At 72.5% G+C, this 13,364-nt stretch carries 13 protein-coding genes; 10 read left to right on the top strand and 3 right to left on the bottom strand.

All coding sequences use genetic code 11. The features are described from left to right. Positions 1–69 precede the first annotated feature (69 nt). From AC5L3X_RS13885 to AC5L3X_RS13860, 6 genes are all read left to right on the top strand, one after another. Complete coding sequence (locus tag AC5L3X_RS13885; protein WP_494857477.1) at positions 70–1,194, top strand: PucR family transcriptional regulator; 1,125 nt, start codon at positions 70–72, stop codon at positions 1,192–1,194. Between the two features lie 103 nt (positions 1,195–1,297). Then, positions 1,298–2,194 carry an ACP S-malonyltransferase gene (locus AC5L3X_RS13880; protein ID WP_494857334.1) on the top strand — a complete coding sequence of 299 codons (897 nt, stop codon included), beginning with the start codon at positions 1,298–1,300 and terminating at the stop codon, positions 2,192–2,194. Beyond that, positions 2,191–3,147 (top strand): beta-ketoacyl-ACP synthase III, encoded by a 957-nt coding sequence (locus AC5L3X_RS13875; RefSeq protein WP_189128152.1) that lies wholly within the window; start codon positions 2,191–2,193, stop codon positions 3,145–3,147. Before AC5L3X_RS13880 ends, AC5L3X_RS13875 begins: the two co-directional genes overlap by 4 nt. An 89-nt stretch (positions 3,148–3,236) precedes the next feature. Beyond that, positions 3,237–3,476, top strand: coding sequence for an acyl carrier protein (locus AC5L3X_RS13870; RefSeq protein WP_189128151.1), 240 nt, complete (start codon positions 3,237–3,239; stop codon positions 3,474–3,476). Between the two features lie 34 nt (positions 3,477–3,510). Continuing rightward, positions 3,511–4,743, top strand: a complete 1,233-nt coding sequence (gene fabF, locus AC5L3X_RS13865; protein WP_189128150.1) for a beta-ketoacyl-ACP synthase II — start codon at positions 3,511–3,513, stop codon at positions 4,741–4,743. After that, entirely contained in the window at positions 4,744–6,168 is a 1,425-nt protein-coding gene (locus AC5L3X_RS13860; protein WP_494857333.1) for an acyl-CoA carboxylase subunit beta, read from the top strand. A gap of 162 nt (positions 6,169–6,330) precedes the next feature. Here the strand turns inward: AC5L3X_RS13860 and AC5L3X_RS13855 are convergent, their stop codons facing one another. Further along, complete coding sequence (locus AC5L3X_RS13855) at positions 6,331–6,825, bottom strand: DUF3145 domain-containing protein (protein WP_189128148.1); 495 nt, start codon at positions 6,823–6,825, stop codon at positions 6,331–6,333. A 174-nt stretch (positions 6,826–6,999) separates the two neighbouring features. On the opposite strand from AC5L3X_RS13855, the gene AC5L3X_RS13850 reads away from it, so the two are divergent. The 4 genes from AC5L3X_RS13850 (at position 7,000) to AC5L3X_RS13835 (ending at position 11,466) form a co-directional block, all read left to right on the top strand. Continuing rightward, complete coding sequence (locus AC5L3X_RS13850) at positions 7,000–7,758, top strand: S8 family serine peptidase (protein ID WP_494857332.1); 759 nt, start codon at positions 7,000–7,002, stop codon at positions 7,756–7,758. Between the two features lie 74 nt (positions 7,759–7,832). Further along, positions 7,833–8,369: an RNA polymerase sigma factor gene (locus AC5L3X_RS13845; RefSeq protein ID WP_189128146.1), complete on the top strand. Its 537-nt coding sequence runs from the start codon at positions 7,833–7,835 to the stop codon at positions 8,367–8,369. Next, positions 8,366–8,812 (top strand): hypothetical protein, encoded by a 447-nt coding sequence (locus AC5L3X_RS13840; RefSeq protein WP_189128145.1) that lies wholly within the window; start codon positions 8,366–8,368, stop codon positions 8,810–8,812. The genes AC5L3X_RS13845 and AC5L3X_RS13840 overlap by 4 nt, the downstream gene beginning before the upstream one ends. Next, positions 8,809–11,466 carry a CHAT domain-containing protein gene (locus AC5L3X_RS13835; protein WP_494857331.1) on the top strand — a complete coding sequence of 886 codons (2,658 nt, stop codon included), beginning with the start codon at positions 8,809–8,811 and terminating at the stop codon, positions 11,464–11,466. The genes AC5L3X_RS13840 and AC5L3X_RS13835 overlap by 4 nt, the downstream gene beginning before the upstream one ends. Here the strand turns inward: AC5L3X_RS13835 and AC5L3X_RS13830 are convergent. Both AC5L3X_RS13830 and AC5L3X_RS13825 read right to left on the bottom strand, forming a co-directional pair. Then, positions 11,406–12,218, bottom strand: coding sequence for a sulfurtransferase (locus AC5L3X_RS13830; RefSeq protein WP_494857330.1), 813 nt, complete (start codon positions 12,216–12,218; stop codon positions 11,406–11,408). The two genes, AC5L3X_RS13835 and AC5L3X_RS13830, sit on opposite strands and share 61 nt — an antisense overlap. Then, positions 12,215–13,342: an alkaline phosphatase family protein gene (locus AC5L3X_RS13825; RefSeq protein ID WP_494857329.1), complete on the bottom strand. Its 1,128-nt coding sequence runs from the start codon at positions 13,340–13,342 to the stop codon at positions 12,215–12,217. Before AC5L3X_RS13825 ends, AC5L3X_RS13830 begins: the two co-directional genes overlap by 4 nt. Positions 13,343–13,364: the final 22 nt, after the last annotated feature.

Genomic DNA, 13,364 nt, shown 5'->3' with positions numbered 1-13,364 from the left:
GGACCTGGCACTCTAGGAGGCGTGACAGACCGGATCCGGGCCGACACCACCCGAAGGCTGGAGCGGGCCATGGGCTCGCTCGGCACCGCGGCCATGGCCCGCATGGACGAGCGGCTCCCGTGGTTCCGCGCGCTCAGCGCCGAGGACCGCTCGTGGGTGGGGCTGGTGGCCCAGGCGGGCATCGCCGCGTTCGTCGAGTGGTTCCAGCACGCGGGCGAGGATCGGCCGACGCCCAGCATCGAGTTCTTCGGCACCGCGCCGCGCGAGCTCAAGCGGTCCATCTCACTGCAGCAGACCGTCGACATCGTCCGCATCGTCGTCGAGGTCGTCGAGGCGCAGACCGACCAACTGGCCGCGCCGGGCGGCGAGGACCAGCTCCAGCAGGCCATGCTGCGCTACACCCGCGACGTGGCCTTCGCCGCCGCGCACGTCTACGCGCGCGAGGCCGAGGCCAGGGGGTCGTGGGACTCCCGGCTGGAGGCGCTGATCGTCGACGCGCTGGTGCGCGGCGAGGTGGACGACGGGCTGCACTCCTGGGCCGCGGCGCTCGGCTGGACCTCCTCCCCCGTGGTGGTGATCGCCGGTCACGCCCCCGACGAGGACCCGGGCACGGTGATCGACGGGCTGCGGGAGAAGGGCCGCCGCATCGGCATGGACCTGCTCGCCGGAGTCCAGGCCGACCGGCTGATCGTGATCGTGGGCGGCGCCGGCAGCGTCAACGACGCCGCCCGGCAGGTGGTGGCCCGCTTCGGGCAGGGCTCGATCGTCATCGGGCCCGAGGTGCCCGACCTGCACGCCGCCGCCCGGTCCGCCCGGGCCGCGCTGGCCGGGCTCAAGGCGTCGTCCGGCTGGCCCGACGCGCCCCGGCCGGTGCACGCCGACGACCTGCTGGCCGAGCGGGCGCTCGACGGCGACGAGGACGCCAGGAAGCAGCTCATCGAGAACGTCTACCTGCCGCTGGCCGGCACGCCGCTGCTCGACACGCTGGCCACCTACCTCGAGCAGGGCACATCACTGGAGGCCACGGCGCGGTTGCTGTTCGTGCATCCCAACACGGTGCGCTACCGTCTCAAGAAGATCACCGAGCTCGCCGGCTATCAGCCGACCGACGGCAGATCGGCCTTCACCCTCCAGGTCGGGCTCATTCTGGGCAGGCTCGCGGAGAGCGCCGTAACGTGGCGCGCCCTAACGTAACCCGCCCGAAACCTTCATTGTAGGCTTCCTACAAAACTGTGCGGACAAAGTTCGTACGGATCCCTATCAGCGTGTCGAACTTCTACAGGGCAGGGTGGACTTCGTGCTTGTACTCGTCGCTCCGGGCCAAGGTGCCCAGACCCCAGGATTCCTCAGTCCATGGCTCGAGCTGCCCGGTTTCGCGGACCGGCTGGGCGCCTGGTCCGAGGTCGTGGGGCTCGACCTGATCGCCTACGGCACGACCGCGGGGGCCGACGAGATCCGCGACACCGCCGTCGCGCAGCCTCTGCTGGTGGCCGCCGCACTGGCCTCCGCCGAAGCGCTCGGCGCCACTCCCGACCTGCTCGCCGGCCACAGCGTCGGCGAGTTCGCCGCGGCCGCGCTGTCCGGGGCGCTGACCCCGGAGCAGGCGCTGAGCCTGGTCCGCGAGCGCGCCCAGGCCATGGCCAAGGCCGCCTCCATCACCGAGACCGGCATGACCGCGGTGCTCGGCGGCGTCGAGGCCGACGTCCTGGCCTCGATCGACGCACACGGGCTGACCCCGGCCAACATCAACGGCGCCGGCCAGATCGTCGCGGGCGGCACACTCGAGCAGCTCGCCGCGTTCAAGGAGGCTCCTCCCGCCCGCGCCCGGCTCATCCCGCTCTCCGTGGCGGGCGCGTTCCACACGGCGCACATGGAGCCGGCCGTCGCCCACCTGCGCGAGGCCGCCCAGTCCGTCACTCCCGCCGATCCGCGGGTCAGGCTGCTGTCCAACGCCGACGGCCAGATCGTCACCGGCGGCGCCGACCTCATCGAGCGCCTGGTCAAGCAGGTGCGCAATCCCGTCAGGTGGGACTCCTGCATGGCCACCATGGCCGAGCTGGGCGTCACCACGATGATCGAGCTACTGCCCGGCGGCACTCTGACCGGGCTGGCCAAGCGCGGGCTCCGGGGCATCCAGACCGTGGCTCTGAAGAACCCCGAAGACCTCGACGCGGCCAGGGAGCTGATCAAGTGAGAATCCCCGACGTAGCCCCGGGCGCGAAGGTGCTGGCCCTCGGCCACTACCAGCCCGCCAACGTCGTCACCAACGACGACCTGGCCAAGACCATCGAGACCAACGACGAGTGGATCCAGTCGCGGGTCGGCATCAAGGAGCGCAAGATCGCCGGCGCGGCCGAGTCCGTCGAGGACATGGCCGTGCAGGCCGGCGGCAAGGCGCTGGCCGCGAGCGGGCTGTCCGCCGCCGACATCGACCTGGTCATCGTCGCCACCTGCACGCTCGAGACGCAGATCCCCAACGCCTCGGCCATCGTGGCCCACCGGCTCGGCATCACGGCGCCCGGCGCGTTCGACGTCAACGCCGCCTGCGCCGGCTTCTGCTTCGCGCTCGGCGTCGCCAGCTCCGCGATCCGCGCGGGTTCGGCCAAGCACGTGCTGGTCATCGGGGCCGAGAAGCTGTCGCAGTGGATCGACTGGACCGACCGCTCCACCGCCGTGATCTTCGCCGACGGCGCCGGAGCCGCGGTGGTGGGCCCCGCCGACGCCCCCGGCATCGGCCCGGTAGTCTGGGGCAGTTCGGGCGACAAGTCCGACGCGATCATCATCAACGAGCGCGACACCTTCCTGCACCAGGAAGGCCAGACCGTGTTCCGCTGGGCGACCACCGCCCTGCACCCGATCGCCAAGGAGGCCTGTGAGCGTGCCGGAGTCGACCCGTCCGAGTTGGCGGCGTTCGTCCCGCACCAGGCCAACCTGCGGATCATCGAGGCGATCGCGCGCAAGATCGGCGCCGACAACGCCGTCGTGGCCCGCGACATCGTCACCGCCGGCAACACCTCCGCCGCGTCGATCCCGCTCGCGCTCTCGCGCATGCTGGAGCGTGGCGAGGTTCGTTCGGGGCAGCTAGCGCTGATCCTGGGCTTCGGCGCCGGCCTCACCTATGCGGGTCAAGTCATCGAGATTCCATAGGATCCATTGCGGCTCCGGCCGTATCCACCACAGCTTGTACGGCTGGAGCCGTACAGAATCCAGCAGAAATCCAAAGGAGAACCACCGACATGGCTGCCACCGAGCAGGAGATCCTCGAGGGCCTCGGCAAGATCATCAACGAGATCACCGGCATTCCGGCGAGTGAGGTGACCCCCGAGAAGAGCTTCGTGGACGACCTCGACATCGACTCTCTGTCCATGGTCGAGATCGCCGTGGCCGCCCAGGACGAGTTCGGCGTCGAGATTCCCGACGACCAGCTCAAGAACCTCAAGACGGTCAAGGACGTCCTCACCTTCATCCAGCACTGAAGTCACACCCCTGATCGACAAGGAGCGCGAAAACGTGAGTGCGAACCGGGTACGTGTCGTCGTCACCGGGCTCGGCGCGACGACGCCCGTCGGTGGAGACGTCACCTCGACCTGGTCGGCGCTCCTCGCCGGTCAGTCGGGCGTCACGACCATCACCGAGGACTGGGTCGACACCGTCCCCGTGAAGTTCGCGGGGACGGCCGCCGTCGACCCGGCCGAGGTGCTGCCCCGGCCGGAAGCCCGCCGCCTCGACCGCAGCGAACAGTTCGCGATGGTCGCGGCGCGCGAGGCGTGGCAGGACGCGGGCGCCCCTGAGGTGGCGCCCGAGCGCCTCGGCGTCGTGGTGTCCAGCGGCATCGGCGGCATCAACACCACCCTGTCCGCCTACGACACCTACAAGGAGCGGGGCTGGAACCGGCTCTCGCCCTTCACGGTGCCGATGCTCATGCCCAACGGCCCGGCCGCCTGGATCGGGCTCGACCGCGGCGCCCAGGCCGGCGTGCACGCGACCGTGTCCGCCTGCGCCTCCGGCGCCGAGGCCATCGGCTACGCGATGGACATGATCAGGTCGGGCCGCGCCGACGTCGTCGTCGCCGGCGGCACCGAGGCCGCGATCCACGGGCTCAACGTGGCCGCCTTCGCGGCCGCGCGCGCCATGTCGACCCGCAACGACGACCCCGCCGGGGCGTCCAGGCCGTGGGACCGCGACCGTGACGGGTTCGTGCTCGGCGAGGGCGCCGGCATCATCGTGCTGGAGTCCGAGGAGTTCGCCAGGGCGCGCGGCGCGCGCGTCTACGCCTACGCCTCTGGCGTCGGCTACTCCGCCGACTCGCACCACATCACCCAGCCCGAGCCCGAGGGCCGGGGCATCATCATGGCGATGACCCAGGCGCTCAACGACGCCGACATCACCGGCCTCGACGTCAAGCACGTCAACGCGCACGCCACCTCGACCCCCGCCGGGGACGTCATCGAGGTCCAGGCGGTCGCCAAGGCCATCGGCACCCATCCCCTGGTCACCTCGACCAAGTCCATGACCGGCCACCTGCTGGGCGGCGCGGGCGGCATCGAGTCGGTCTTCACGATCAAGGCGCTGCACGACCGGATCGTGCCCGCCACCATCAACCTGGACAACCTCGACGACGGCATCGAGGTGGATCTCGTCTACGGCGCCAACCGCAGGCTGCCCGAAGGCGACATCGCCGCGGTGAACAACTCGTTCGGATTCGGCGGCCACAACGCGACCGTCGTCTTTAAGGGAGCCTGAATGACCGTGCTCGACAACCGGGTGGTGATGTCCGGCTCCGATCAGGAGCCCGCGGATCCCCGAGACCCCGTCGTCCGTCTGTCCGCGCTGCTCGACGAGGGCTCGCTGAGGCTGATCACTCCTGAGGACAAGAGCGGCGCACTCGCCGCCATGGGCCGCGTCGAGGGTGTTCCCGTCGTCGCGTTCTGCAGTGACGCCCGCTTCCAGGGCGGCGCGATGGGCAGCGAGGGCTGCGAGCACATCGTGCACGCCTACGACGTGGCCGTCCGCGAACGGGTGCCGGTCATCGGGATCTGGCACTCCGGCGGTGCGCGACTCGCCGAAGGCGTCGAGTCGCTGCACGCCGTCGGCCGGGTCTTCGCCGCGATGACCAAGGCGTCCGGCGTGGTGCCGCAGATCTCGGTGGTCGTCGGCGCCGCCGCCGGTGGCGCCGCCTACGGTCCGGCGCTCACCGACCTGGTGATCCTGGCCGACTCCGGCCGCATCTTCGTCACCGGCCCCGACGTGGTCCGCAGCGTGACCGGCGAGGACGTCTCCAGCGCGGCCCTGGGCGGCCCCGAGCCGCACAGCAAGCGCAGCGGCGTCGTGCACGTCGTCACCAAGACCGAGACCGAGGCGCTGCTGCGGGCACGCCAGCTGGCCTCGCTGCTCGGCCACCAGGGCCGGGTGCGGGCCTCCGACATCGGCGAGATCGACTTCTCCAGCCTGCTGCCGGAGTCGGCCCGCCGCGCCTACGACGTCAAGCCGCTGGTCAACGGCCTGCTCGACGAGCCGGGCATCGAGCTGCACCCCAAGTGGGCGCCGAACATCGTCACGTCGCTCGGCCGCCTCGGTGGCCGGACGGTCGGTGTGATCGCCAACAACCCGATGCGGCTCGGCGGCTGCCTCGACGCCACGTCCGCCGAGAAAGCCGCTCGCTTCGTACGTATGTGTGACGCGTTCGGCGTGCCATTGGTTGTCCTTGTGGACGTTCCGGGTTATCTGCCCGGGGTCGGCCAGGAGCACGACGGCGTGGTCCGGCGCGGCGCCAAGCTGCTGCACGCGTTCGCCGAGGCGTCGGTGCCGCGGGTCACGCTGGTCACGCGCAAGGCCTACGGCGGGGCGTACATCGCGATGAACTCCCGCGCGCTGGGCGCCACCAAGGTGTTCGCCTGGCCGACGACCGAGATCGCCGTCATGGGCGCGGTCGCCGCGGTGCGCATCCTCAAGCGGCGCGAGCTGGCGGCGGCGCCCGAGGAGGAGCGGGCCGAGCTGGAGCAACGGCTGGCTCGCGAGCACGAGAAGCTGGCCGGCGGGCTCAGCCGGGCACAGGAGCTGGGCGTGATCGACGAGGTCCTCGACCCGCGCGAGACGCGCGGCGCGATCGCCAAGGTGCTCGCCCAGGCCACCCCCGCGAGGGGCGCCCACGGCAACATCCCGCTGTAAGAGCGGCCGAAAGGGTCCCGCACCGAGGTCAGGTGCGGGACCCTTTCGCTGTCCGATTGACAGCCGTCCCATTGACAGCCGTCCGATCGACGGCTGTCCGATTGATGGCTGTCCGCGCGACGGCTGTCTGCTCTCGGCGGTTGTCAGGAGGCCGGGGAGAGGTCAGACGGCGGCGTGCAGCCAGCGGACCGGCGCGCCGTCGCCCGCGTAGCGGAACGGCTCCAGCTCCTCGTCCCAGGGCTTTCCGAGCAGTTTGTCGAGCTCGTCCTCCAGCACGCACCGGCCCTGGGCGGCCATCAGCATCGCCGTGCGAAGCCGGTCTTCGGGCACCATGATGTCGCCCGCCGCCCCGATGACCGCGCTGAAGGCGCCGAGCGTCGGCGTATAGGCGTGACGGGACCCGTCGACCCCTGACGAGGCGTCCTCGGTGATCTCGAAGCGGATGCGCTGCCAACCCATGAGGGAAGAGGTGATGGCCGCCGCGACACCGGGCCGGCCCTCCCACTCCGCCTGCGCTCGCACCACGTTGGGCGCGGCGGGTTGCGGCGTCCACGTCAGGTCCACGGGTACGCCAAGAACACCCGCGACCGCCCATTCGATATGAGGGCACAGCGCGGGCTGAGCCGAGTGGACGTAGATCACGCCACGAGCAGACACCGGACCTCCCGATCGGTACGAGGTGCGCCTTCCCCAACGGCCTCGTCCTGGGATGATCACAAGTGACTAGGGAGAGACTACCGTCGGTCGCAATCGGACACCAGAGGGGGGCCATACCAAGTTGTTGCGGCTGTGACGCGTGACACCGGCCCGGGCGCGGATAGATACCCGCTCATGGACATCGAACCTGCCGGCGCCGCGTTCATCCGGCCGGGCCAGCTGCTGACCGACCGTGGCGCCCTGTCCGCCGCGTCGCGCTGGACCCAGGCCGTCTCCGAGGCCGACGGCGTGTGCGTGATCCAGCTGACGGCCGGGGCCGACGTCTGCGAGCTCGCCAGAGACCTGCGCGAACAGGGTTTCCGCGCCTCGCCCAACCACGTCCTCGCCGCCCAGCCGCTCTTCTTCGGCGGGCCGGCCTCCCGGCCGTTCCCCGTCCCGCGCGTCCATCACCGGCCGGGCCGGGACCACTCGCCCGTGGTCGTGGGACTGCTCGACACCCCCGTCGCCCCCCACCCGTGGTGGACGGGCAGCGACTGGTTTCGCGAGGTGGACGAGGAGGTGCCACCGGGTGAGCAGGCCGGCCACGGGACCTTCCTGGCCGGCATCCTGGCGCGGCGGGCGCCGGGCGTGTCGCTCACCGTCCGCGGGGTGCTCGACGGGCAGGGGCTGGGCGACGAGGCCGGCGTGGTGCGGGCGCTGCACCGGATGCGGGAGGACCCGCCCCAGGTGCTCAACCTGTCGTTCGGCGGCCACACCTTCGACGACCGCCCGCCTCCCCTGCTCGCCGACGCGCTCGGCGCGCTGCCCGACACGGTCACCGTCGCCGAGGCGGCGAGGGAACGGCCGGTACGCGAGGCGGCGGCGCGGGTGCTCGCCCCCGAGGGGGCCCGGCAAATTGCCGATCTGGGGGTTCTCGTCCCGTCGAGTCTGTAGAGTTTACGCTCAGTCCTTGGCTGATCACGGGGAGGCAGCATGGCCTCCTGGTGAGCCCGGGCGGAGGAGGCCGCATGCAGGAGCCACGCGATCCGGCGGAGTTGCTCAAGGCAGCGGCCGACGACGACCAGACGGCCTGGGATGAGCTCGAGTCGAGGTTCGGGCCGCGCATGTGGGCAGTCGCCCGGGTGTGCGGGCTGACCGAGGCCGATGCGGCGGACGCGGTCCAGGGAGCATGGCTGCGTCTGCTCGAACACCTCCATGACATCAGAGAACCATCAGGCGTTGGCGCGTGGCTGGCGACGACCACCCGCCGCGAAGCGCTTCTGATCCTCAGGAAGGAGCTCCCCCGAGCGCCTTTCTTCGACGTCGCACTCGACTCTGATCCAGCGGCGGCCGTTCTGGAGGCCGACAGCAGCCGCATCCTCTGGAGGACGGTCTCCACCCTGCACGAGCCATGCCGCACACTGCTCCAGCTGGTCGCGACGGATCTTGGATACCAGCAGGTTGCACTGCGTCTGGGCGTGCCCCTTGGCAGCGTGGGCCCAACCAGAACGCGGTGCCTGGAAAAGCTGCGCACCCTGATCTCATCACAGGAGACGGTGCAATGATCAACGACGAGTACTTCCTGGCGGCGCTCCGGCTCGCCGCCGGGAACGACCCGATGCCCGGGCATGTTTCCGCTGCCGCACGCGATGCCTATGGGCTACGGGTTCCTCAAGCGGTGACCGCCGCGCCTGCCGAGTGCGCCGCGCCCCACGGCGTACGCGGCATCGACGGTTGCCAACTGGTCCGCTTCGTCGCGGCCGGCCTCACCTTCGACCTGGAGGTGACGGTGGGCGACGGGCTCATCGACGTGGCGGGGCAGATCGTCCCGCATCCGGGAGAGGGCACCCACGTCGATGTCCGGACCCCCCATCTGACGCTCACGAGGCGTCTCGCGCGCACCGGCCAGTTCGCGGCCACCGGCCTGCCTCCGGGCTGGCTCAGCGTGGTGTGCCATCGTCCTGGCCACGCGCCGGTCCAAACCCGGTGGGTGCGCATCCGCCCATGACGAAGAACAGCGGCAGGGGATCCGGCGCCGTCTCCGGACGGCGCCCCCCTGCTCCTGACCGCCCCCCGCATTCGCCGCCTCCGGCCGAGGCGACCGGCGACGCCAAGCCGCTGGTCCTGGTCCTGGCCGCCGAGGCGGCGGTGCTGCGTTCCATCGTGGATCCCGAGCAGGCGCTGCACGCCGGTCGCACCGTGCTGTCCGCGGCCGAGTCCTGCGGCGACGTGGAGGCGGCCGTGGTCGCCCTCAGGGCGATGGCCCTCGGCGCCCGAGAGCTGGGCGACCTCCAGGCCGCCGAGCGGCACCTGCGCCGGGCCATCGCGACCCCCCAGGCGCCCCGCGAACGCCTCGCGCAGGCGCGGCTCTCCCTGGTGACGGTCCGCACCGAACGCGGTCATCCCCTGCAGGCGCTCCGGATCGCCGCGCTGGCCTGGGCCTACCTCTCGCCCCTCGACCGGGCCAAGCTCGACACGCAGCGCGCCGTGGCGCTCGCTCATCTGGGCCGCTACCAGGAGGCCATCGCCTCCTGCGATCGCGCCCTGCAGGCGCTGGTCGCCGCCCCCGGCACGATCGACGACCGCAGGTTCCTTGCCGGCGGGCTGCTCAACCGCGGCCTGGTCCACGCCTACCGTGGCGACTGGGAGTCGGCCGCACGCGACATCACCGCCTGCCTGCAGATCGCCCGGCACGCCGGGCTCGACCACCTGGTCCGCCTGGCGTCGGCCAACCTGCCGTTCCTCGCGGTACGGCGAGGCGACCTCGCGGGCGCGTTCGGCCACTACCGGGCGGCCGAGGACACGTTGTTCGGCTACCCCGAGCGCCTGGCGACGATGCGGGCCGACTTCGCCGGTGCGTTGCTGGCCGCCCACCTCCCGGGCGAGGCCAGGGAGCTGCTCACCATGGCCGTGCCCGATCTGGAGGCGTCCGGCGCCCTGGTGGCGCTGGCGGAGGCGCGGCTCAAGCTCGCTCAGGTCGAGCTGCTGACCGGCGACGCGCGCCGGGCGCTGACCGTGGCGGCGCGGGCTGAGCTGGAGCTGGCCGCGCAGGACCGCGAGGCGTGGCTGCCCCTGGTCAGGGAGGTGACCCTGCGGGCCCGGCTGATGCTCGAAGGTCCCACTCCCCGGCTGCTGGGCGACCTGGTGGACTGCGCCGACGAGCTCGAAACCGGCTCGGCCCTGGCGGTGGGCGCGGGCGCCCTCCGGCTCGTGGCCGCCGAGACGGCCCTGGCGCTGGACGACCACCCGCTGGCCCGCGACCAGCTGGCTCACCTGACCGCGCACGCGATCCCCGACGCGCCGCAGATGCCCGAGGGGACCCGGCTGATCACCCTGTCCTCCGAGGCGCAGGCCGGACACCTCGCGCGGGCCTCGCAGATCCCGGCGCCGGTGCGCCGGCACGCGCTCGCGCTGGAGGCGTCGCTGCGCGAGGACATCCCGGGCGCGCTCCGCGAGGTGCGTGTCGGGCTGGCCGAGGTGGGCAGTCAGATGGACGCGTTCGACGACCCGGCGCTGCGGGCGCACGCGGCGCGGGCCGGCGAGCGGCTGGCGGCGTTCGGGCTGAGCCTGGCGGTGCGCGACGGGTCGCCCGCCGAGGTGTTCGGCTGGGCCGAGCGCTGGCGGGCGGTGGCGGCTCCCGCGCACCCTGGCGGCACGGCCGACCCCGACCAGGTGCGGGCCGCGCTGGGTTCGGGGGCGCTGGTCGAGTTCGTCGTCGAGGGCAGGTCGCTGCTGGCGGTGGTGATCACCGGCGAGCGGATGGCGCTGCGGCGGCTCGGTGACCTGGGGCCGATCACGGAGGCGCTCATCCAGCTGCGTTACGCCCTGCGCAGAAGCAGCCTGGGCGACTGCGGGACCGGAGGCGGGCTGGTCGGGCCGGCGGCGGAGGAGCTCGAACGGCTGTTGTTCGGGCCGATCGAGGCCGAGCTGGGCGACCGGCCGATGGTGGTCGTACCCGCCGGAGTGCTGCACACGCTGCCCTGGGGCGCGCTGCCGTGTCTGCGCGAACGCCCCGTGAGCGTGGCCGCCGGGGCGACCGCGTGGCTTGCGGCCCGGCACCGCGGGCCCGTCCCGTCCTGGCCGCCCGTGGTGGCCGCGGCCGCCGGGCCGGGGCTCGCCCACGCCGGGGCCGAGGTCGGCCGGGTGCTCGCCCTCCATCCTCGCGGCCGGCAGGTGGCCGGGCGCACCGGCGCCGTCCTGGACGCGCTGGTCACGGCCGACGTGCTGCACCTCGCGGCGCACGGCGTGTTCCACGCGCGCAGCCCGCTGCTGTCGGCCATCACGCTTGAGGACGGCCCGCTCATGGCCTACGACCTGCTCGGGCTCGCGCGTACGGCCAGGCTGGTGGTGTTGTCGGCGTGCGACTCGGGCATGGCCCGCACCCCGGCCGAGGGCGCGCCGCTCGGGCTGGCCGGCACGTTCCTGGCCAGGGGCACGACCTGCGTGGTCGCCGGGATGGTGCCGGTGCGCGACGAGGACGCGCTGGCCGTGATGACGTTGTTCCACGAACTGCTCGCCACGGGCTGCCCGCCCGCCTCGGCCCTGGCCTCGGCGGCGGCCAAGACGGGGGTGCTGGGCTTCGCCTGCTTCGGCGCGGGCGATCAGCCGGTCGCGACCGGCCTGCCCGGGTCGGCGACCCAGTTGGACCACGAACCCACGTAGAGGGAGCCGGACAGGCCCGCCACCTCCAGCGCCAGCACGTGGTGGGCGGCGGTCACCCCCGACCCGCAGTAGGCCCCGGCCGCCACGCCCGCACGCACGCCGAGCTCCCCGAAGCGCGCCCGCAGCTCGCCGGGCGGCAGGAACCTGCCGCCGGCGCCGAGGTTGTCGGTGGCCGGCGCGCAGACGGCTCCCGGGATGTGACCGGCGAGCGGGTCGACCGGCTCGAGCTCGCCGCGGTAGCGGGCCGCGGCCCGGGCGTCGAGCAGCACACCGTCACCGGCGAGCGCTCCCGCCTGGTCGGCGGTCAGCACCGGCATCGCGCCCGGCTTCGCGGTGAAACCGCCCGGGACGATCTCGGGGGCCTGCTTGACCGTCGGCAGGCCGGCCTCGGTCCAGGCGGTCAGACCGCCGTCGAGCACGCGTACGTCCTGATGGCCGAAGTAGCGCAGCGTCCACCAGGCTCTGGCGGCGACGGTGGAGCCCGCGTCGTCGTAGACCACCACGGGCCGGTCGTCGTCGACGCCGAGCCGCCGCATGGCGGCCTCGAAGCCGGAGGCCGAGGGCAACGGGTGGCGGCCCTCCTCGCCGGGCGGGGCGGCGAGGTCGGTGTCGAGGTCGCAGTAGGCGGCCCCGGGCAGGTGCCCCTCCCGGTAGAGGTCGATCCCCGGCGGGCCACCGAGGCGCCAGCGCACGTCGAGCACGGTGGCGTCGCGAAGCGCGTCGAGGTCGGCGGGTGTGATCAGCGGGCTCATCGGGTGGATACCTCCAGCAGCGGAACGTACTGCTCGGCGGCGGTCATCGAGCCGTGGTAGCCGGTGAACACCGCCTCGATCTTGTGGACGGTGGGTGCGGTGAGGGCGAGGTCGGTGTGGGGGACGGCCAGGACGTCGCCGATGCGCGGCAGCCATTCGGCCCGCACCGTCGGCCCGAACCAGCCGGACTCGACGGCCTCCTGCCTGGACACCACCCAGGCCCGGCCGGCCAGCGTCTCGCGCCAGGCGTCGAGCACCTCGCCGGCGGCGCCCTCCTCGGTGTAGACGTGGCGGGCCCTGGCCTCGCCTCCCAGCAGGGCGACCCCTCGCGTCAGCGCGGGCTCGGCATCCACCTCGATCTTGTCGGAGGCGTTGACCATGCCGTGATCGGCGGTGACGTAGAGAGCGGAGCCGCCGGGCAGCGTCTGCGCGAGCCGCTCGGCCATCTGGTCGACGATCGCGAGCTGCGTCAGCCATGCGTCGCTGCCCCAGCCGGTCATGTGGCCGACGGCGTCGAGATCGCCGTAGTAGACGACGACGTACGCGGGCGCCTCGTGGAGCGCCTCGCGCACCCTGGCGACGCGCTCCTCGATGGGGTCGGCGCCCAGGAAGCGCACGCCTCTGTGGACGGCCTTGGTCAGCCCGCTTTCCTCGAACGCGGACGGGGCCACGTAGCTCGCCATGATCCCGGCCGCCGCGGCGCGCTGGAAGACGGTGGTGGCGGGCTGCCATTCGAGAGGGTCCATGACCATCTTGTCGGGCAACGTCCAGCGCAGGCAGTTGAAGAGGTGGCCGGTGCCGGGAACGGCCAGCATGAGCCCCATCATCCCGTGCTCGCCCGGTGTCAGGCCGGTGCCGAGCGACCCCAGGCTGGTGACCGTCGTGGCCGGGAAGCCCGCGGTGAGCGTGGTGCGGCCGGCGGCGGCGAGGAACGGCGCCACGTCGGCGTGGGCGCGCAGCAGCTCGGCTCCGAGGCCGTCGACGAGGAACAGGCAGATGCTCCGGGCAGGCTCGATGCCGAGCACGTTGTGCTCGTCGAGGCCCAGCGCGGCGAGTAAGGACCGGGGCAGATCAGCCAGGGACGACCCGCCGTACGCCGGAATCAGGGGCGTGTTCTCGACCATTCTCCGAGCTTAGCCGCGCCCC

This window comes from Nonomuraea sp. CX421 (assembly GCF_059358955.1).
Note: the sequence above shows the minus strand (reverse complement) of the source record. Positions and strands in the feature narration are given on the sequence as shown.

Bases quoted from the DNA above. Each gene is read 5' to 3' on its own strand.
- AC5L3X_RS13885 (WP_494857477.1), top strand. From the start codon at position 70: ATGGGCTCGCTCGGCACCGCGGCCATGGCCCGCATGGACGAGCGGCTC.
- AC5L3X_RS13870 (WP_189128151.1), top strand. From the start codon at position 3,237: ATGGCTGCCACCGAGCAGGAGATCCTCGAGGGCCTCGGCAAGATCATC.
- AC5L3X_RS13860 (WP_494857333.1), top strand. From the start codon at position 4,744: ATGACCGTGCTCGACAACCGGGTGGTGATGTCCGGCTCCGATCAGGAG.
- AC5L3X_RS13850 (WP_494857332.1), top strand. From the start codon at position 7,000: ATGGACATCGAACCTGCCGGCGCCGCGTTCATCCGGCCGGGCCAGCTG.
- AC5L3X_RS13845 (WP_189128146.1), top strand. From the start codon at position 7,833: ATGCAGGAGCCACGCGATCCGGCGGAGTTGCTCAAGGCAGCGGCCGAC.
- AC5L3X_RS13840 (WP_189128145.1), top strand. From the start codon at position 8,366: ATGATCAACGACGAGTACTTCCTGGCGGCGCTCCGGCTCGCCGCCGGG.
- AC5L3X_RS13835 (WP_494857331.1), top strand. From the start codon at position 8,809: ATGACGAAGAACAGCGGCAGGGGATCCGGCGCCGTCTCCGGACGGCGC.
- AC5L3X_RS13830 (WP_494857330.1), bottom strand. From the start codon at position 12,218: ATGAGCCCGCTGATCACACCCGCCGACCTCGACGCGCTTCGCGACGCC.
- AC5L3X_RS13825 (WP_494857329.1), bottom strand. From the start codon at position 13,342: ATGGTCGAGAACACGCCCCTGATTCCGGCGTACGGCGGGTCGTCCCTG.